The organism is Klebsiella sp. MPUS7, from assembly GCF_009905335.1.
Taxonomy (GTDB): domain Bacteria; phylum Pseudomonadota; class Gammaproteobacteria; order Enterobacterales; family Enterobacteriaceae; genus Klebsiella; species Klebsiella grimontii.
Genome location: NZ_CP047604.1, coordinates 4399168 through 4417189, shown reverse-complemented (window position 1 = coordinate 4417189; position 18022 = coordinate 4399168). Strand labels below are relative to the sequence as shown.

19 protein-coding genes are annotated in these 18022 nt (G+C 53.2%); 11 read left to right on the top strand and 8 right to left on the bottom strand.

Annotated elements, in window-relative coordinates:
- Nucleotide 1 precedes the first annotated feature (1 nt).
- Nucleotides 2–1588 carry an EAL domain-containing protein gene (locus tag GUC22_RS20610; protein WP_004136026.1) on the bottom strand — a complete coding sequence of 529 codons (1587 nt, stop codon included), beginning with the start codon at nt 1586–1588 and terminating at the stop codon, nt 2–4.
- Nucleotides 1589–1831: 243 nt separating this feature from the next.
- Nucleotides 1832–2941 (bottom strand): ABC transporter ATP-binding protein, encoded by a 1110-nt coding sequence (locus GUC22_RS20605; protein WP_049131448.1) that lies wholly within the window; start codon nt 2939–2941, stop codon nt 1832–1834.
- Nucleotides 2942–3294: 353 nt separating this feature from the next.
- Between GUC22_RS20605 and GUC22_RS20600 the strand changes: the two genes are divergently transcribed.
- From GUC22_RS20600 to GUC22_RS20575, 6 genes are all read left to right on the top strand, one after another.
- On the top strand, nt 3295–4527 hold the full coding sequence (locus GUC22_RS20600; RefSeq protein ID WP_004136030.1) for a maltodextrin ABC transporter substrate-binding protein: 1233 nt from the start codon (nt 3295–3297) through the stop codon (nt 4525–4527).
- A 56-nt stretch (nt 4528–4583) separates the two neighbouring features.
- Nucleotides 4584–5891: a carbohydrate ABC transporter permease gene (locus GUC22_RS20595; protein WP_154915347.1), complete on the top strand. Its 1308-nt coding sequence runs from the start codon at nt 4584–4586 to the stop codon at nt 5889–5891.
- A 10-nt stretch (nt 5892–5901) separates the two neighbouring features.
- Nucleotides 5902–6753, top strand: coding sequence for a sugar ABC transporter permease (locus tag GUC22_RS20590; RefSeq protein WP_004136033.1), 852 nt, complete (start codon nt 5902–5904; stop codon nt 6751–6753).
- A 4-nt stretch (nt 6754–6757) separates the two neighbouring features.
- Nucleotides 6758–7960, top strand: coding sequence for an arabinogalactan endo-beta-1,4-galactanase (locus tag GUC22_RS20585; RefSeq protein ID WP_024359028.1), 1203 nt, complete (start codon nt 6758–6760; stop codon nt 7958–7960).
- Between the two features lie 31 nt (nt 7961–7991).
- Nucleotides 7992–10049, top strand: coding sequence for a beta-galactosidase (locus tag GUC22_RS20580; RefSeq protein WP_024359027.1), 2058 nt, complete (start codon nt 7992–7994; stop codon nt 10047–10049).
- A 65-nt stretch (nt 10050–10114) separates the two neighbouring features.
- Nucleotides 10115–10429, top strand: coding sequence for a glucose PTS transporter subunit EIIB (locus tag GUC22_RS20575; RefSeq protein WP_049131898.1), 315 nt, complete (start codon nt 10115–10117; stop codon nt 10427–10429).
- Nucleotides 10430–10552: 123 nt separating this feature from the next.
- Here the strand turns inward: GUC22_RS20575 and GUC22_RS20570 are convergent, their stop codons facing one another.
- Nucleotides 10553–11824, bottom strand: a complete 1272-nt coding sequence (locus GUC22_RS20570; RefSeq protein WP_160183745.1) for a maltoporin — start codon at nt 11822–11824, stop codon at nt 10553–10555.
- A 269-nt stretch (nt 11825–12093) separates the two neighbouring features.
- Between GUC22_RS20570 and GUC22_RS20565 the strand changes: the two genes are divergently transcribed.
- The 3 genes from GUC22_RS20565 to ykgO all read left to right on the top strand — a co-directional run bounded on the left by GUC22_RS20565 (nt 12094) and on the right by ykgO (nt 13682).
- A complete protein-coding gene (locus tag GUC22_RS20565; RefSeq protein ID WP_024359025.1) occupies nt 12094–13167 on the top strand; it encodes a LacI family DNA-binding transcriptional regulator in 1074 nt (357 codons plus the stop codon).
- A gap of 111 nt (nt 13168–13278) precedes the next feature.
- Complete coding sequence (locus GUC22_RS20560; protein ID WP_004129897.1) at nt 13279–13542, top strand: type B 50S ribosomal protein L31; 264 nt, start codon at nt 13279–13281, stop codon at nt 13540–13542.
- A complete protein-coding gene (ykgO, locus tag GUC22_RS20555) occupies nt 13542–13682 on the top strand; it encodes a type B 50S ribosomal protein L36 (protein WP_003859006.1) in 141 nt (46 codons plus the stop codon). Before GUC22_RS20560 ends, ykgO begins: the two co-directional genes overlap by 1 nt.
- Here ykgO and GUC22_RS20550 read toward each other — a convergent pair.
- Nucleotides 13679–14377 carry a GNAT family N-acetyltransferase gene (locus GUC22_RS20550; protein ID WP_004136044.1) on the bottom strand — a complete coding sequence of 233 codons (699 nt, stop codon included), beginning with the start codon at nt 14375–14377 and terminating at the stop codon, nt 13679–13681. The genes ykgO and GUC22_RS20550 overlap by 4 nt on opposite strands.
- Before the next feature lie 100 nt (nt 14378–14477).
- On the opposite strand from GUC22_RS20550, the gene GUC22_RS20545 reads away from it, so the two are divergent.
- Complete coding sequence (locus GUC22_RS20545) at nt 14478–15932, top strand: PLP-dependent aminotransferase family protein (RefSeq protein WP_049131897.1); 1455 nt, start codon at nt 14478–14480, stop codon at nt 15930–15932.
- Here the strand turns inward: GUC22_RS20545 and GUC22_RS20540 are convergent.
- The gene (locus GUC22_RS20540) at nt 15907–16377 is read right to left on the bottom strand and encodes a YlaC family protein (protein ID WP_004136048.1); all 471 of its coding nucleotides are present in this window, start codon (nt 16375–16377) and stop codon (nt 15907–15909) included. The genes GUC22_RS20545 and GUC22_RS20540 overlap by 26 nt on opposite strands.
- A gap of 20 nt (nt 16378–16397) precedes the next feature.
- Between GUC22_RS20540 and GUC22_RS27460 the strand changes: the two genes are divergently transcribed.
- Nucleotides 16398–16532 (top strand): hypothetical protein, encoded by a 135-nt coding sequence (locus tag GUC22_RS27460; RefSeq protein WP_223226911.1) that lies wholly within the window; start codon nt 16398–16400, stop codon nt 16530–16532.
- On the opposite strand, the gene maa is transcribed toward GUC22_RS27460, so the two are convergent.
- From maa to tomB, 3 genes are all read right to left on the bottom strand, one after another.
- Entirely contained in the window at nt 16504–17070 is a 567-nt protein-coding gene (gene maa, locus GUC22_RS20535; RefSeq protein ID WP_004136050.1) for a maltose O-acetyltransferase, read from the bottom strand. The genes GUC22_RS27460 and maa overlap by 29 nt on opposite strands.
- A gap of 161 nt (nt 17071–17231) precedes the next feature.
- Nucleotides 17232–17450, bottom strand: a complete 219-nt coding sequence (locus GUC22_RS20530; RefSeq protein WP_004099646.1) for an HHA domain-containing protein — start codon at nt 17448–17450, stop codon at nt 17232–17234.
- 26 nt (nt 17451–17476) lie between these two features.
- Nucleotides 17477–17851, bottom strand: a complete 375-nt coding sequence (gene tomB, locus GUC22_RS20525; RefSeq protein WP_004129911.1) for an Hha toxicity modulator TomB — start codon at nt 17849–17851, stop codon at nt 17477–17479.
- Nucleotides 17852–18022: the final 171 nt, after the last annotated feature.

The following is an 18022-nucleotide window of genomic DNA, read 5'->3' as shown; positions in this document are numbered from 1 at the left end:
CTCAAAGGTGAGCGACCACGGAGGGCGCCGAATCCGCCTTCAGGTTATTCTCCGCCCACAGGATAAATTTCTCTTTTGGCAGCGCCTTACTATAAAGCCAGCCCTGGGCATACTGCACGCCATGCATACGTAGCCAGTCGCGCTGGCTTTCGGTTTCGACGCCTTCTGCGACGGTCGTCAGATTGAGCGCTTTCGCCATTTCAATAATGTGCGGCGTCAGCAGTTCATACTCCAGCGTATCGACAAACGATTTATCGATTTTCAGGGTGTCTACGTCCAGTTTTTGTAAATAGCTCAGGCTGGAGTAGCCGGTGCCGAAGTCATCGATGGAAATACGGTGTCCGGCCTGACGATAGCCGGCGAGCACCGGCAAAGTGGTTTGCGGGTCGACAAAACCGCGCTCGGTGATTTCCAGAATGATCTGCTGAGCGCTGATGCCCCAAAGCTGAAGCTGCTCTTGCAACAGGAGCGGCAGCTTTGGCGAGCGCAAATCATCGACCGACAGGTTTATCGAGATGTGTATCTCCGGACGCCGGCGCAGCCAGGTACCGAGATCGGCAAAAATTTTCCGTACAATATCTTCGGTTAAGCGGGTAATCAGCCCGGTTTGTTCGGCAAGCGGAATAAAAATATCCGGCGATAAGAAACTCCCATCGGGCTGCCTCCAGCGAGCAAGCGCCTCCGCACCGACGATCTTTCCACTCTGCAACGAAATAATAGGCTGGTAATAGACCTGGATGGCATGGGAATTCAGCGCATCCAGCATCCCATTACGCGGCGAGCGCAGCCTGCGCAGCAGGCGAAGCAGCAGAAATGAGGCCAGAAGGCTGGTGAACAAACCAATCGGCAGCCACAGCATCAGCTGCTGATGTAGCTTATTCTGCAGCGGCACCGTCGAGGACCAGGTGGCGATAGCCAACCCCAGTTCCGGGATACGATGGAGACGATAAACGGTGCTATCGAGGGTTAAGGTTTCGGCATCCAGATGCTTAATTTTCTCCCAGACGGCAGCGCTGAGCGGTTTACTGCTGATAATGATTTGATCGCGCTTCGTGCCAAACAAAAGCGTGTGAATTTCTTCATGACCTAACGGAATGACATCGATAAACGACACCGGATCGATCATCACCACGTGATGTTCGCTGCCCATGGCCGTCATTTTATGTTTCAGTCCCAGGTCGCTAACCGACGTGAGCCAGGTACGGTAGCCATCGGCAGTGAGATGGTCGGGAGCGGGAAAGGTGACCGACACCTGGTGCTCTTCAAGAGAGGAGCACTGCGGAATACCCTCGCGTAGCCACAGCACTTCCTGAATGTAGCGGTGGGTATAGGCGATCCGTCGCATAGTGAGCAGATGCTCCGGGCTGCAGGTCGTGGCCGTATGCGCATCTGCTTCTTTCAGCGCCTCTCTTGCCTGATCGGCAACCTGCTGAACGCGCGCCAGCACGCGGACGGAAAAGTTGTCCAGCTCACTATAAAACTGCTCTTTGGCCTGCTGCGTCGCCAGCCAGATGCTCAGTATGACCGGCAAGATAATGGCGAGTATCAATACCCCTGTAACCAGACTCACCTGATGCCGGGTCGTCATGAGTATTTCCTTATTTTATGGAGGGGTTCGATGAGTATACGCGAAAGATAAAAGAGGATTCACCACGGGGTAGAAAAAGGCCCGAACCGCAAGATAGCAACGAATTCGGGCTAACAGTGGATGAACCACGACGCTCAAGGCATGAAGCGTCGCGGAGAAAAACGAGGGCAGGTATGCTGGCAATAAGCGTTGTCAGCACAGATTCATATTCTAAAGCGCAATCATGACAATCAGATGTTGCGTTTAATGAGCGTCCGGCGCGGCGATGTCGGCGCTAATCCGCAGGTCATTTTCGTCGAAGACCATGCAGTAGAGATCGTCGAACGCGACGCTGATTTTCTGCCAGGGACGGAAATGAACGTCGCCGGGCAGCAGAATTTTGACGTTATCGTGGCCGTAGCACTGGCCGAACAGATAGGTGTTGTTACCCAGTCTCTCGACGACTTCACATTGAAACTCAACCACGGTACCGATATTCACATCGGTTGAGAGATGTTCAGGACGAATACCGAGGGTAACGGCAGCGCCGGGCTGCAGTGGCGATGTGGTGATATTGAGCGTCAGATTGTGATCTTGCGCCATCTTGACGCTAAGCTGGCCCGGCTGCCATGCGGTGACCGTCGCGGGCAGGAAGTTCATTTTCGGCGAACCGATAAATCCCGCAACGAACTTATTGACCGGGTTGTAATACAGCGACATCGGCGAACCCATCTGCTCAACTTTGCCGTAGTTCATCACCACGATTTTATCGGCCAGCGTCATCGCTTCAACCTGATCGTGGGTAACATAAACCATGGTGGTTTTGAGTTCATGATGCAGTTTAGCAATATGCAGGCGCATCTCAACGCGCAGCTCGGCATCAAGGTTGGAGAGGGGTTCATCAAACATAAACACCCGTGGATTACGCACGATGGCGCGACCGATCGCCACGCGCTGGCGCTGGCCGCCGGAGAGCTGCTTAGGTTTGCGATCCAGCAGATGAGAGAGCTGCAGCGTTTTTGCCACCATTTCAACCTGGCGGCGAATTTCATCTTTTGGCACTTTATTCACCTTCAGGCCATAGCCCATATTTTCCGCTACCGTCATATGCGGATAGAGCGCATAGGACTGGAATACCATGGCGACGCCGCGATGGGCGGGAACGACGTCGTTCATAACCTCATCGCCTATCAGTACTTCACCTTCGCTCACCTCTTCGAGACCGGCAATCATTCGCAGCAGCGTTGATTTGCCGCAGCCTGACGGACCGACGAAAACCGCAAATTCGCCATCTTCAATATCAAGGTTTACCTGATGCAGCGTCACTGTACTGCCGAACCGTTTGGTGACATTCCTCAGTCGTATATTGGACATCAACATTCCCCGGGTTAGTAGCCGTTTTTGCCGTTGGGATTTGGGCTGTGACGCGCTATTTGTATAACGTGTAACAATTCAGCCGAGCGATGCTCAACGACACTAAAATCATGTAGTGACTATAACTTCCAGAGTTTTAGCACCCTATATCGATGTTTCATTTCTGCAATCATGATCACACAACTGGCAGCTTTCAGTAGTTTTGTCAGCATTCAAAGCGTACCGTATAACAAATCAGGAATAACGGCATATTTGTTTATGAATCACCGTTTATCAGTTAACTGAAAGATTTTCGGAAGTCACATCGCCCAATAAAAACCATTAAATTGTTATACCTTCACATGAGGTTGATAATGAAAAAGAACACTCTTGCTGCACTGATCCTTACTACTCTGGCTGCCGGGCAGTTGGTGAGCCTGCAGGCGCACGCGGCCGGACAGCTCAACGTCTGGGAAGACATCAAAAAATCCGACGGCATTAAGGCTGCGGTAAATGATTTTGAAAAGCAGTTCAACGTTAAGGTGAACGTGCAGGAAATGCCGTATGCCCAGCAGTTGGAAAAGCTGCGCCTTGATGGCCCGGCGGGCATTGGCCCGGACGTGCTGGTGATCCCTAATGACCAGCTAGGCGGTGCGGTCGTCCAGGGGCTGCTGTCTCCCCTGACGCTGGACCAGGCGAAGCAGGAGGCCTTTACGCCAGCATCAATCAACGCTTTCCATATGGATAACGTGCTTTACGGCGTACCGAAAGCGGTGGAAACCCTGGTGCTGATTTACAACAAAGACCTGATCGACAAGCCGCTGGATAGCCTGCAGGCGTGGTTCGACTATTCGAAGAAGCAGCGCGAAGAGGGTAAGTACGGCCTGCTGGCGAAGTTTGACCAAATTTATTACAGCTGGGGCGCCATCGGTCCGATGGGCGGCTATATCTTTGGCAAAAATGATAAGGGCGGCTTCAACCCGCAGGATGTTGGCCTGAATAAGCCAGGCGCGGTCGAAGCGGTGACTTTCCTGAAAAAATTCTACACCGACAAGGTCTTCCCGGCGGGGATCCTCGGCGATAACGGGCTGAACGCCATCGACTCGCTGTTCACCGAGAAGAAAGCGGCAGCGGTGATTAACGGCCCGTGGGCTTTCCAGCCGTATGAAGCGGCAGGCATTCATTATGGCGTCGCGCCTCTGCCGACGCTGCCGGACGGCAAACCGATGAGCTCCTTCCTCGGTGTGAAAGGCTATGTGGTCTCGACGTGGAGTAAAGATAAAGCGCTGGCGCAGCAGTTTATCGAGTTCATCAACCAGCCGCAGTACGTAAAAGCGCGCTATGTCGCCACCGGGGAAATCCCGCCGCTGAAGGCCATGATTGACGATCCGCTGATTAAGAATGACGAAAAGGCCAGCGCGGTGGCGGTGCAGTCAGCGCGGGCGACGGCGATGCCGGGGATCCCGGAGATGGGCGAAGTATGGGGCCCGGCGAACGCCGCGCTGGAGCTTAGCCTGACCGGTAAACAGGAACCGAAGGCGGCGCTCGATAACGCAGAGAAGCAGATCAAGATGCAGATCGAAGCCATGCAGGCCAGCAATCAATAATCCGGTGATGTAACAGAACGGGAGGGTCATCCTCCCGTTTTCAGAAGGAGTCGTGTGTGATTATCAATCCCAGCGAAAATATTGCCGAAGCGCGCGGCGCAGGACGCCATGCGTGGTGCGGCCTGTTGCTGGCTATCGTGCCGGGTTTTGGGCAGTTTTATCACCGCCAGTGGCTGAAGGGGATCGTCTTCCTGGTGCTGCTGAGCAGTTTTATGAGTATTTTCTATGACTTTCTCAGCGAAGGCCTGTGGGGGTTATATACCTTAGGCGAGGAAGTCCCGCGGGATAACTCTATTTTCCTGCTGGCGGAAGGGATAATCAGCGTACTGATTATCGCATTCGGTGTGTTGGCCTATTTCCTCTCGCTGCGCGACGCCTGGGTTAACGGCAAAAAGCGCGATGAAGGCGTGGCGCTGAATAGCGTACGCAAGCAGTATCAGATGCTGCTCAGCGAGGGTTTCCCGTATCTGATGATCACGCCCGGCTTCATACTGCTGGTGTTTGTGGTCATCTTCCCGATCCTGTTTGGTTTTGCTATCGCCTTTACTAACTACAATCTTTACCACACGCCGCCGGCGAAGCTGGTGGATTGGGTGGGATTCAAAAACTTCATCAACATTTTCACATTATCCATCTGGCGTTCGACCTTCTTTGATGTGCTGCAGTGGACGGTGGTGTGGACGCTGCTGGCGACGACCCTGCAATGTACCGTCGGCGTGCTGCTGGCGATTCTGGTCAACCAGAAAGATCTGCGCTTTAAGCCGATGATCCGTACGATTTTCATTCTGCCGTGGGCGGTACCGGGATTCGTGACGATTCTGGTTTTTGCCGGCATGTTCAATGATTCATTCGGGGTGATTAACAACGCCATTTTGTCCTTCTTTGGCATCAGTCCGAAGGCGTGGCTGACCGACCCGTTCTGGACCAAGACGGCGCTGATCATGATGCAGACCTGGCTGGGTTTCCCGTTTGTTTTCGCCATGACCACCGGCGTCCTGCAGGCGATCCCGGACGATCTGTATGAAGCGGCCACCATGGATGGCGCCAGCGCGTTTACCCGCCTGCGGACCATTACTCTGCCGCTGGTGCTCTACTCTATTGCGCCGATCATCATCACTCAGTACACCTTCAACTTTAACAACTTCAACATCATCTACCTGTTCAACAACGGCGGGCCGGCGGTAGCGGGGTCGAATGCCGGCGGTACGGATATTCTGGTGTCGTGGATCTACAAATTGACCATGTCGTCTTCGCAATACGCTATCGCGGCGACCATCACGATCCTGCTGTCGATTTTTGTCGTCGGCCTGGCGTTGTGGCAGTTCCGCGCCACGAAATCCTTCAAAAACGACGACATGGCGTAAGGGAAGCAACATGGCTAAATCACCGAGTATTAAACGCGAAAAGTGGATTCGCTTGTCACTCACCTGGCTAGTGGTCATCTTTGTGTCGACGATGATTATTTACCCGCTGGTCTGGACGGTAGGGGCGTCGCTGAACGCCGGGAACAGTCTGCTGAGTACGTCGATTATTCCTGAAAACCTGTCGTTCCAGCATTACGCGGATCTGTTTAACGGCAATGTGAATTATCTCACCTGGTACTGGAACTCGATGAAAATCAGCTTCATGACCATGGTGTTGACCTTAATCAGCGTGAGCTTCACCGCCTACGCGTTTTCGCGCTTTCGTTTCAAAGGGCGGCAGAACGGGCTGATGTTATTTCTGCTGTTGCAGATGATCCCGCAGTTCTCGGCGCTGATTGCGATCTTTGTTCTCTCTCAGCTGCTGGGGCTGATCAACAGCCATCTGGCGCTGGTGCTGATCTACGTGGGCGGCATGATCCCGATGAATACCTGGCTCATGAAGGGCTACCTGGACGCGATCCCTAAAGATCTGGATGAGTCCGCGCGGATGGATGGCGCCAGCAGCTTCCGCATCTTCTTCGAAATCATTATGCCGCTGTCGAAGCCGATTCTGGCGGTGGTGGCGCTGTTCTCGTTTACCGGCCCGCTGGGGGATTTCATCCTTTCCAGCACCATTCTGCGTACCCCGGATAAGTACACGCTGCCGATCGGCCTGTATAACCTGGTGGCGCAGAAAATGGGTGCCAGCTACACCACCTACGCGGCGGGCGCGGTGCTGATTGCCGTGCCGGTAGCGATTCTCTATCTGGCGCTACAAAAATACTTTGTTTCCGGCCTCACCTCTGGCAGTACAAAAGGATAACCCCATGAAAAGATTAACACCCGCGTGGCTTGCTGTTTCTCTGGCATGCTGTTTCTCCGCCAGTACGCTGGCAGCGGACGCGCTACAAACCAAAGCGTTTAGCAACATGCCCGCTGATTTCATTAAAGGCGCGGATATCTCCACGCTGCTGGACGCGGAAAAGCATGGCGCAAAGTTTTTTAACCACAATAATCAGCAGCAGGATCCGATCGCGATTCTGAAGGCCGACGGCGTGAACTATGTTCGCCTGCGCCTGTGGGTCGATCCAAAAGACGCCCAGGGTCAGCGCTACGGCGGCGGCGATAACGATCTGGCGGCGACGCTGGCGCTGGCGAAGCGGGCAAAAGCACAGGGGATGAAGCTGCTGCTTGATTTTCACTACAGCGATTTCTGGACCGATCCCGGCAAGCAGTTCAAGCCGAAGGCCTGGGAGAAAATGGATTATCCGCAGCTGAAAACCACCATTCATGACTACACCCGCGATACGATTGCCCGCTTTAAGCAGGAGGGCGTACTGCCGGATATGGTGCAGATCGGCAACGAGATCAACGGCGGTATGCTGTGGCCGGAAGGCAAAAGCTGGGGGCAGGGCGGCGGCGAGTTCGATCGCCTGGCGGGGCTGCTTAATGCCGCCATCGATGGCCTGAAGGAAAACCTCACCGCCGGTGAGCAGGTTAAAATTATGCTTCACCTGGCCGAAGGCACGAAAAACGACACCTTCCGCTGGTGGTTTGATGAAATCAGCAAGCGCAACGTGCCTTACGACATTATTGGTCTGTCGATGTACACCTACTGGAATGGCCCGATTAGCGCGCTGAAGGCTAATATGGATGATATCAGCAAGCGCTATAACAAAGACGTGATTGTGGTAGAGGCCGCTTATGCCTATACCCTGGAAAACTGCGACAACGCCGAAAATAGTTTCCAGGCAAAAGAGGAAAAGGATGGCGGTTATCCTGCCACCATACAGGGGCAATATAATTATATTCACGACTTAATGCAGGCCGTTGCGGACGTACCGGGCCACCGCGGTAAAGGTATTTTTTATTGGGAGCCGACGTGGATTGCCGTGCCGGGAAATACCTGGGCGACGCCTGCCGGAATGAAATATATCCACGATGAGTGGAAAGAGGGGAATGCCCGGGAAAATCAGGCGCTGTTTGATTGCCAGGGGAAAGCGTTGCCGTCGATGAAGGTATTTAATTAATTATTCAGCTTTAAACTTCAGGATGTTTATTATGAAAAAATTTGCGCCTTTGAGTCCGAAGGTCAATGCGCTATTGCATGGCGCCGACTATAACCCGGAGCAGTGGGAGAACTATCCCGATATTATCGATAAAGATATTGCCATGATGCAGCAGGCAAAATGTAATGTCATGTCGGTAGGAATATTTAGCTGGGCGAAACTTGAACCTCAGGAAGGCGTATTTGAGTTTGGCTGGTTGGACAGTATCCTGGATAAACTGTATGCCGCCGGAATTCACGTCTTTCTCGCGACCCCAAGCGGCGCGCGCCCGGCGTGGATGTCGCAAAAGTACCCTCAGGTCCTGCGCGTCGGTCGCGATCGCGTGCCTGCGCTGCACGGTGGGCGTCACAACCACTGTATGTCGTCGCCGGTCTATCGTGAGAAAACCCTGAAAATTAACACCCTGCTGGCGGAGCGCTACGCGCAGCATCCGGCGGTGCTGGGCTGGCATATCTCCAATGAGTATGGCGGCGAGTGCCACTGTAGCCTGTGCCAGGAGCGTTTCCGCGACTGGCTGAAAGCGCGCTATGAAACGCTGGATAATCTTAATCACGCCTGGTGGAGCACCTTCTGGAGCCACACCTATAGCGACTGGTCGCAGATCGAATCCCCGGCTCCGCAGGGGGAAGTCTCCATTCATGGTCTGAACCTTGACTGGCATCGCTTCAATACCGCTCAGGTGACGGATTTCTGCCGCCACGAAATTGCGCCGCTGAAAGCGGCGAATGCTGAGCTGCCAGTGACAACCAACTTTATGGAGTATTTCTACGATTACGACTACTGGCAGCTGGCGCCGGCGCTGGACTTCATCTCGTGGGACAGCTACCCCATGTGGCATCGCGATAAAGATGAAACCACGCTGGCCTGCTACACCGCCATGTATCACGATATGATGCGCAGCCTGAAGGGCGGAAAACCGTTTGTCCTGATGGAGTCCACGCCGAGCGCGACTAACTGGCAGCCGACCAGCAAGCTGAAAAAACCGGGAATGCATATTCTCTCTTCTCTGCAGGCGGTAGCGCACGGGGCTGACTCGGTACAGTATTTCCAGTGGCGTAAGAGTCGCGGTTCGGTAGAGAAATTCCATGGCGCAATTATCGATCACGTCGGTCACCTGGATACGCGCGTGGGCCGTGAAGTGACTAAGCTTGGCGAGATGTTAAGCCAGCTGCCGGGCGTGGTGGGCTGCCGGACGGATGCGCAAGTGGCGATTATCTTTGACCAGCAAAACCGCTGGGCGCTGGATGATGCTCAGGGGCCGCGTAATCTCGGGATGGAGTATGAAAATACCGTCAACGAGCACTATCGTCCGTTCTGGGAACAGGGGATTGCGGTAGATATTATTGATGCCGACGTTGACCTGAGCGCTTATCGGCTGGTCATTGCCCCGATGCTGTATATGGTTCGCGACGGCTTTGCCGAACGCGCGGAAGCGTTTGTGGCCAACGGCGGCCACTTAGTTACAACATACTGGACGGGAATTGTTAACGAATCGGACCTGTGCTATCTCGGCGGCTTCCCGGGTCCGCTGCGCAAGCTGCTGGGCATCTGGGCGGAAGAGATTGACTGCCTGAACGATGGCGAACGTAATCTGGTACAGGGGCTGGCGGGCAATGAAGGGGGGCTGCAGGGGCCGTATCAGGTACGCCATCTGTGTGAACTGATCCACGCCGAAACGGCGCAGCCGCTGGCGACCTACCGCGATGATTTTTACGCGGGAAGACCGGCGGTCACCGTCAATCACGTAGGTAAAGGCAAGGCCTGGCACGTCGCTTCGCGCAACGATCTGGCTTTCCAGCGGGACTTCTTCAGCGCCATAAGTAAAGAGCTGGCGCTGCCGCGCGCGGTGGAGGCCGATTTCCCGCCGGGCGTGGTGGCGACCGCGCGCACGGACGGTGAGACTACTTACGTGTTCCTGCAAAACTACAGCGCGCAGCAGCAGCAGGTGACCTTACCGCATGGCTATCAGGATACCCTCACCGGCACGGCCCTGAACGCGCCGTTGATCTTAAAAGCATGGGATTGCCGCATCCTCAGTCGTCACGCGTAATTTCTCTCTATCCGCGCCTGCTCCTGCGAGCAGGCGTTTTTTTATCTGCTTATCAGGAGTCTATTATGGTGAGTTTAAAATCCTTTCTGAATTACTTCTCCCCGTCTCGTCCGGCGGTAACGTTAAGCCCTGCGGAACAACAACAGATTGAACGGTTAATTCAGGCTTTCGGCGGTGAGGAAAATATCATCAACGTTGACGCCTGTATTACCCGCTTGCGCGTCACGGTGAACAATCTGTCGATTGTTGACTCTCAGGGACTACAGCAGCAGGGCGCGCTTGGCGTGATTATTCTTGGGCAGCAGGTGCATGCTATTTTCGGTAAGCAGTCGGATGCTTTGCGACAATTACTTGACGAACACTTTGCCAGCCGTAAATAAAATAAAACGGGATAACGCAATAATGGGTTATCCCGAAAATAAAACAAAGCATTCAATGGCAATAATCATTACCGGAGGGTAATTAACGACCTTACAGTTGGAGATAAAACAGTTTAGCTACTCTTACCACCAGGCTTCGACCTGGACACCAAAGTTCCACGTATTATTGGCAGTTTGATCTTCGAACGGTTTACCATTTTCTGAGTCATTCAGATAAGAAGCGAAAATACGCAGTTCCGGGCGAGACATAAAGTCAGGGCCATCGGCCAGGCCCAGCGCGATGGTGTATTTCTCACCGGCCTGCTTATAGTCCGTATTGTTCTTGTAGCTATCTTTTTGGTAAAAACCGCCTACTTCGCCAATCAGGCGTACATATTCGGTGAACTGATACTGTCCGCGAGCTACCAGCGACAGCATGCGCGTTTTATCCGTGTAATCGGTGATGTTGTCCGCGGAGCCCCAGGTCAGCACGTGGTTAATAGAGAATTTTTCGGTGATCGGAATTAAACCGGTATTGATCACCCGATAGCCGGTGGCGTCATTGACGTAGTTCCACATGTCATACCAGCCGTCGCCCTGGGAAACCATGTTCTGCGCCAGCCCTTTGTTTGCGTACTGCAGCACCGTTTTGTTGTAACCGCCCAGCATATCCTGGCTGATTTCACCGGTTAGCATGACGCCGTTTTCTGCATCATACAGGCCGCCGTAGGAGTCCTGCTTTTTGGTGGTATTAGGCATCGCGTAGTCGATACCAAATTCGGTCCACGACCCGGCCCATGGCTTCCAGCCTGCGTAGCGCAGGTCAAGGTAGTTAATATTCACGTTGCTGTCGCCGTCGACGCGGTAGTCAACGTCATTCGCGTCGCCGCGGATCCAGGCAAATGAGACGGCGCCAGGGCCGAGGGTATAGTTTTCGATCCCGGCGCCGGATCCGGAAATGTTCCAGTATTTGGTATCAATGATGTGCAGATCGTGGCGCTGGTAGTAGCGTTTACCGCCCCAAATGACCGCGTTCGGATCGCCGGGGACCAGCCCTTTAATTTGCAGGTTGAGCTGGCGCAGGCCGAACTGCGCATCATCATCGAGCGTGGTTTCGTTATCGTTCGAACCGTCTGAAACCATGCTGACCATGCTATCGAGATAGAAGCTCACGTCATTTTTCTTGTAGACCTCCGAGCCCAACTCCAGCTCGCCGTAGGTATCGGACTCGTTACCCAGACGGCCAATTTTGTTTTTTTGCCATTCGGCCTGACTACCGTCGCCGGAGACCCCAACCCCGGCGCGCATATAGCCATGAAAATCGATACCCGGAAGCGTGGCGGAAGCAGCAAACACGGATGGTGAAATCAGCGCAGCGGCCAACGCAGCGGAGAGTGTGCGCAGCGTAGTGTTCATGTCTATCCTCTTATTGTTTTGTATTACGTTCACATAACCGATGTTATAAAATGCCTAAACCAAAATTCAGGCAATTGAATGATCGCTATAGTGTGATTAACTGCAAATAAATTAGCGGGTTTTGTTACGAGTGGTGAGTCCATTCACAATTTGTTGTATTGTGAGCGTAATACTTTTAATGCTGATTGTTGTTCGGGGGAGGCGGCAATGAGCGTTTTTTTACATTGCCCCTGTTACAATTCAGGGATAACAACATAAGGAACCGGACCATGAAGTCTAAAAGCGCGACCTTAGAAGACGTTGCTCGCCATGCGGGCGTCTCCTATCAGACCGTGTCCAGGGTACTCAACAAATCTGCTAATGTATCCAAAGCCACGCGCAGCAAGGTGGAGAAATCCATTGAGGAGCTACGCTATGTCCCAAACCGCCTGGCGCAACAGCTGGTAGGCAAGCAAAGCCGTACCGTGGGCCTGGTTACGATCTCCCTCGCATTGCATGCGCCTTCCCAGGTGGCCGCGGCGGTAAAACGCTATGCGAATGTGGAAGGTTATCAGGTGCTCATTTCAATGATTGATGAGAGCGTCAACCAAAGCATTCAAGATTCCATTAATGAACTTAAGTCTCAACTGGTGGATAAGGTCATCATCAACGTGCCGCTGGAGACTGATCAGGCTCAGAAAATTGCCGCTGATAACGATGATATCGTTTGTCTGTTTTTAGATGTCGATCCCTATAGCTCTGTGTTTAACGTTTCGTTTAACCCGGCGGACGGCACCCGAGCCAGCGTCAAATATCTCTATGAAATGGGGCATCGGGAGATAGCGCTGTTGGCCGGTCCGGAAAGCTCGGTATCGGCCAAACTGCGTTTGAAAAGCTGGCTAGAAACCCTCGAAGGTTATGGCCTACAGCCGGTCACGGTGATTCGTGGTAACTGGGATGCGCAGAGCGGCTATGCCGGCGCGCTGCAAATGTTGCGGGAGACGCCAAACTTTACCGCCGTTTTGGTGGGGAACGATCAGATGGCGCTGGGCGTGCTTAGCGCGTTTCACCAGCATCAGGTACCGATCCCGGGGGAAAAGTCGGTTATTGGTTATGATGATACCTATGAAAGTTCGTTCTTTTACCCGGCGCTAACCACCGTTTCGCTGGATCTTGACTTACAGGGAAAAGAGGCCGTTCGGCGCCTTCTCGATAGCGGCGATAACGAAACCTCCCATACTTCTTCTATTCTTCCGGCCCGTCTGGTCGTGCGCCACTCTACCGGGCCGAAAACGGAGCCCGGCAAAGACCTGCAGTCTATTGCCGAACAGCTCAGGGCCCTGGCGCATCGGCTGAGCCCTTAATCCGTAACGGGCGGCCTGTGCCGCCCATAATCCTTCTCATTCTCAGGGTTGATCTTTAGACTCGCACGGCGTACGATATTGTTATGTTATAACATAATGATTGAGGTCGCTATGAAACCCAATATTCATCCGCATTATCGTACGGTGGTTTTTCACGACACCAGCGCTAACGAATTCTTTAAAGTCGGTTCAACGATCCGCACCGAGCGTGAGATTGAGCTGGATGGCGAGACGTATCCCTACGTGACGCTCGACGTCTCCTCCAAATCGCATCCGTATTACACCGGTAAACAGAAGGCCTTCAACAACGAAGGCAGCACCGCACGTTTCCGCCAGCGCTTCGGCGGCTTTATTGATGCGAAGAGGAGCAAATAATGCAGGTACTCAACTCACTACGTAGCGCGAAACAGCGCCACCCGGATTGCCAGATCGTTAAACGAAAGGGGCGGCTGTACGTTATCTGCAAAAGCAATCCCCGCTTTAAGGCCGTACAGGGCCGCAAGAAAAGACGTTAACGGAAGCTCTCCAGCGTTCGTAACTGCTGGCCGTCGGCGCTAAAGTTGTCGGCGGCCAGCCATTGCCGCATTGCTCTGTCAATCTGTGGCCACTCGGAATCGATAATCGAAAACCAGTCGGTATCGCGGTTGTGGCCCTTTATCACCAGCGCCTGACGAAAGCGTCCCTCATACTGAAACCCCAGCCGCAGCGCCGCCCGGCGTGAAGGCTCGTTCAGGCTGTTGCATTTCCACTCGTAGCGACGATAGCCGAGCGTAGCAAATACGTAGTGCATCAGCAGCCAGTGGGCCTCGGTTGCCATCGCCGTCCGGCTCAACAGAGGCGAGAAGTGAACGTGGCCGACTTCAACAACGCCATTTTTGGCATCGATTCTCATCAGCGCCAGTGAGCCGATGGGCTGGTCTGTCTGCTGATCTATCACCGCAAAGTGAATGGGGTCGGCCTGCATGGCCACGCTCTCTATCCACGCGCGATATTCCTCGACGCTGTTATCCGGCTCACGCAGCAGCCATGTCCAGCTTCGCGTATCCGGGGCCAGTCGATGGGCGTCAAACAGCGCACCGGCGTGCGTGGAGCGCAATGGCTCAAGCCGGCAAAGGCGACCCTGCAGGTTCAACCTCTCGGGATGCTGACGGGGCTGCCAGTCGGGCAGGGCAGCGCCAACGGGCTGATCGAATTGATTAAGATGGCTCATGGGGGTTTCCTTTGTGGGCGAATGCCATGAGATTAAGCACTTGTTGGTTCCATAAAAAGTGCCATAAGAGTATGTTTTTATGGTGCCACGAGGAGCGGTGATGAATATTCCGGATGATGCTTTTTTTACTTTACTCGAGCAGGCCCTGCGCGCTAAGGGAAGTGAAACCCTACAGCGTACCCTCTATCAGCAACTGCGCGAGGCTATTTTGCAGGGCACGCTGGCGGGCGATAGTCGTCTACCCGGTTCGCGCGCCATGGCGCAGCATCTGGGGCTGTCGCGCAATACCATCAACAGCGCGCTGGAGCAGTTGGCGATAGAAGGATATCTATTGCGTAGTCGCCAGGGGACGTACGTCGCGCCCTTGAGGTCTCAGGGAGAAGGGGACATTGAGGCGCGCGTTATTGTGCTCCCTGAATATTTACAGGGACTGCCGGCAGCAATTCACCGTGATTCGCCCACGCTGCTCTTTACGCCGGGAATGCCTGCGGTTAATTACTTTCCACTTTCCATCTGGCGTCGACTGCTCGATCGGGTACTGCGCGAAGAGGCCAGCGCATTACTGGGCTACGGCGATGCGCAGGGAGAGCTCGTACTGCGAAAAGCCATTGCCCGGCACCTCGCGCTCTCCCGGGGGATCCGCTGCGAAGCCAGCCAGATTGTGATTACTGAAGGGGCGCTGGAAGGCGTCGATTTATGCACGCACCTGCTGAGCGTAGCCGGCGATAGGGCATGGGTGGAAGAGCCCGGTTATCCGGGAGCAAAAAGCATCTTTCTCAAATCAGGGCTTCATATAAAGGGCGTACCGGTTGATCGTGAAGGAATGCGTTTTGATACCTCTGATGATAGCGAAGCGCCGCGATTGATCTTTACTTCACCTTCACATCAGTACCCCTGCGGAGCCGTAATGAGCGCCGGGCGACGACTGGCGTTACTGGAATATGCCCGCCGGTATGATTCGTGGATTATTGAGGATGATTACGACAGCGAATTTCGCTATAGCGGCGAGCCCATTCCGGCCATGCTGGGGATGGCGAAGCACGGGCCGGTGGTTTATCTGGGGACGTTCAGCAAAACGCTGTTTCCAGCGCTGCGCATCGGTTTTATGGTGATGCCTCCCGCGCTGGCGGACGCTGCACAAGGCGCCATTGGGGCGCTATTACGCGGCGGGCACCGGGCTGAACAGAAGGCGCTGGCGTTGTTCATTGAAGAGGGGCACTACGCACGTCATTTGGCCGCCATGCGCCGTTTGTACCGCAAACGCCAGCAGCAGCTGCGGGACGTCCTGGCTCAAGAACTTAACCATCCTTATGAACTCTTGGGCGGCGAGGGGGGCTTGCACCTGACCGTCGCTATCGACAACGTGGATGACCAGGCGATTGCGCAGCAGGCCCGGCGGTTTCAGCTGGCGCCCGGGGCATTAAGCCGTTTTTATCTCGATGCAAAAACGGCGCGAAGCGGGTTGGTTCTGGGCTACGGAAATACGTCCGCCTCACATTTTATTGCTGCGGTACGGACGCTCAATCGTCTTATTGCGCAGAACCGACGCGAGTAAGGGAAAACACATCGTAAAATGAGAGTTCGCCTTTGGTGGCGATCATTTTTTGTAGCTGCGCCTTCTGATCGCGACCGACGCGTGGCGATTGCAGAATGCGTTCGAGCAGTTGTTCAGGGACAAACCGGGTGTTATACCATTCGCCGTTGTAGCAAACGCGAAAATCAAGAACGTCGATATCTTCATAACGATAGCGCGGATAGACGTCAAAGAAGAAGAAACCGTTTAGCAGAACAAATAACACGATTAACAGCCAGACAGAATCCACCAGCGTTTCGGAACGAAGCATCACAATAAGCGTGGCCAGGAAAGCCGCGTACATGGCGACAAAAAGCCATGGGTGATTGCGAATAAAGCTAATGCTAAAGCGCGGACGATTGTCGCGCTTCTCTTTCACATTAAGTTCATCAATGGTGCTTTTTAGCAGCAGCTGTATTTCTGTCATCTTATTCCCCAAATTCTGCCATGAGCCCGTATGCAGGCGTGACAAACCGGGCTCAGCCTGGGGGGTATTTTATGTTGCGTAAATCCAGGGGGAAAGTAACAGATTGGTTGCAGAAAAGCATAACAGTTACCGTTTTTCGCTCTCCAGCATTTTGATAATCCGTGCCGGGTTTCCGCCGACGACGGCGTTGGCTGGCACATTTTTCACTACCACGGAACCTGAAGCCACCACGGCATTATCGCCGATAGTCACGCCAGGATTAATGACTGCCCGGCCGCCAATCCACACATTATGCCCGATGGTGACGGGTTTTCCGTACTCCTGACCACTATTGCGATCGACGGGGTCAAGGGGATGCGTGGCGGTATAAATATGTACGCCCGGCGCCAGCATGCAGTTATCCCCAATTTGAATCGGACAGACGTCCAGCATGACGCAATCAAAGTTCGCGTAGAAATTTTTGCCGAGGGAGATATTGTAGCCGTAGTCGCAGCGAAAAGTGGGTTCGATATACGCATCGCTCGCGTGCCCAAGCAGTTCAGACAATAATGCTTTTCTTAATTCATGTTCTTCAGGCGCCGAATGATTGTAGCGGTGCAACAGTTGCCTCGCCCGCAGGCGATCGGCTTTCAACGTGGCGTCACCTGCCAGATACAGTTCGCCGGCAATCATTTTTTGTTTCTCTTCACTCATGGACGCTTCCCCTATTTCCTTATCGTCAGGCCGCCATAGTATAAAAAGAAACCGGTTTCATCTGTGCATTAAGCCAACATCTGTGAGCACTATCACACTTATTATCATCACCAAAGCGGGGCGTTTTCGACACGAGATGTATGACTTTCATTTGAAATAAACTAGCGGATAAATTTCCAGACTGAAGGCGGGATCTTGTCATACAGTTTATTCATCGTCAGTTCGGCAAGACGATGGTCGGCCGCTGAGTAAAATACCGCCAGTTCATTATCGGAAAGTTCATATTTATTTTTTTCAATTACGCGCTCCAGCGTATCAATTGTCTGACAGCGTCGTAAGCGCATCAAATAGTCTATTTTGGTTAATGTTTTATCAGACATAAATTCACCTTTTGATTGTAATAATACTAACAAGAAAGACTGGCCGGGTTTTCCCGACTGGCGTTGACAAAGCAGCGGAATAACCGATTGCCAGATTTGCGCCATTTCTGCAGATCCGCACTGTTAATGCCGTAGTTGCTGAACAAGACGAAAGTGTCATCCAGATATTCGTCAATCTGAGTAATCAGCTTATTATCCTCAGCATACTTAATTTTATAATTAAGCGCGAACGCGGCAATGTGCTCGATCAATTCATTAAGTTGAAGATTGACAGCCGAGGTCGGGTCATTAACCCAGCCGTGGTTGCTCTCTTCCAGGTTTGCAAGACAGTCATGATACAGGGTTTCGCAGAGAAATTTAAGCTGCGCAATATCATGTCTTTTTGGCGAGTATTCGTCCATAACGCATCCCCTTTTGAGTGGTTTAAACGACCGTTGTGGGATGAACACGACTAACAGACCTGACACATACATTGTAATCTTGCTGTTTAACTATAATCCACTCTTAAAAAGATTTCATCGTGCTATTACGAAAAATTACAATTATCAGCGTCCATTTATCTTCGATGCCTC

Coding starts and splice junctions, on each gene's coding strand:
- GUC22_RS20540 (WP_004136048.1), bottom strand. CDS start 16,377: ATGACAGAAATACAGCTGCTGCTAAAAAGCACCATTGATGAACTTAAT.
- maa (WP_004136050.1), bottom strand. CDS start 17,070: ATGAGTGAAGAGAAACAAAAAATGATTGCCGGCGAACTGTATCTGGCA.
- GUC22_RS20565 (WP_024359025.1), top strand. CDS start 12,094: ATGAAGTCTAAAAGCGCGACCTTAGAAGACGTTGCTCGCCATGCGGGC.
- GUC22_RS20570 (WP_160183745.1), bottom strand. CDS start 11,824: ATGAACACTACGCTGCGCACACTCTCCGCTGCGTTGGCCGCTGCGCTG.
- GUC22_RS20590 (WP_004136033.1), top strand. CDS start 5,902: ATGGCTAAATCACCGAGTATTAAACGCGAAAAGTGGATTCGCTTGTCA.
- GUC22_RS20585 (WP_024359028.1), top strand. CDS start 6,758: ATGAAAAGATTAACACCCGCGTGGCTTGCTGTTTCTCTGGCATGCTGT.
- GUC22_RS20545 (WP_049131897.1), top strand. CDS start 14,478: ATGAATATTCCGGATGATGCTTTTTTTACTTTACTCGAGCAGGCCCTG.
- GUC22_RS20550 (WP_004136044.1), bottom strand. CDS start 14,377: ATGAGCCATCTTAATCAATTCGATCAGCCCGTTGGCGCTGCCCTGCCC.
- ykgO (WP_003859006.1), top strand. CDS start 13,542: ATGCAGGTACTCAACTCACTACGTAGCGCGAAACAGCGCCACCCGGAT.
- GUC22_RS20560 (WP_004129897.1), top strand. CDS start 13,279: ATGAAACCCAATATTCATCCGCATTATCGTACGGTGGTTTTTCACGAC.
- GUC22_RS27460 (WP_223226911.1), top strand. CDS start 16,398: ATGAGCCCGTATGCAGGCGTGACAAACCGGGCTCAGCCTGGGGGGTAT.
- GUC22_RS20610 (WP_004136026.1), bottom strand. CDS start 1,588: ATGACGACCCGGCATCAGGTGAGTCTGGTTACAGGGGTATTGATACTC.
- GUC22_RS20530 (WP_004099646.1), bottom strand. CDS start 17,450: ATGTCTGATAAAACATTAACCAAAATAGACTATTTGATGCGCTTACGA.
- GUC22_RS20605 (WP_049131448.1), bottom strand. CDS start 2,941: ATGTCCAATATACGACTGAGGAATGTCACCAAACGGTTCGGCAGTACA.
- GUC22_RS20600 (WP_004136030.1), top strand. CDS start 3,295: ATGAAAAAGAACACTCTTGCTGCACTGATCCTTACTACTCTGGCTGCC.
- GUC22_RS20575 (WP_049131898.1), top strand. CDS start 10,115: ATGGTGAGTTTAAAATCCTTTCTGAATTACTTCTCCCCGTCTCGTCCG.
- GUC22_RS20580 (WP_024359027.1), top strand. CDS start 7,992: ATGAAAAAATTTGCGCCTTTGAGTCCGAAGGTCAATGCGCTATTGCAT.
- tomB (WP_004129911.1), bottom strand. CDS start 17,851: ATGGACGAATACTCGCCAAAAAGACATGATATTGCGCAGCTTAAATTT.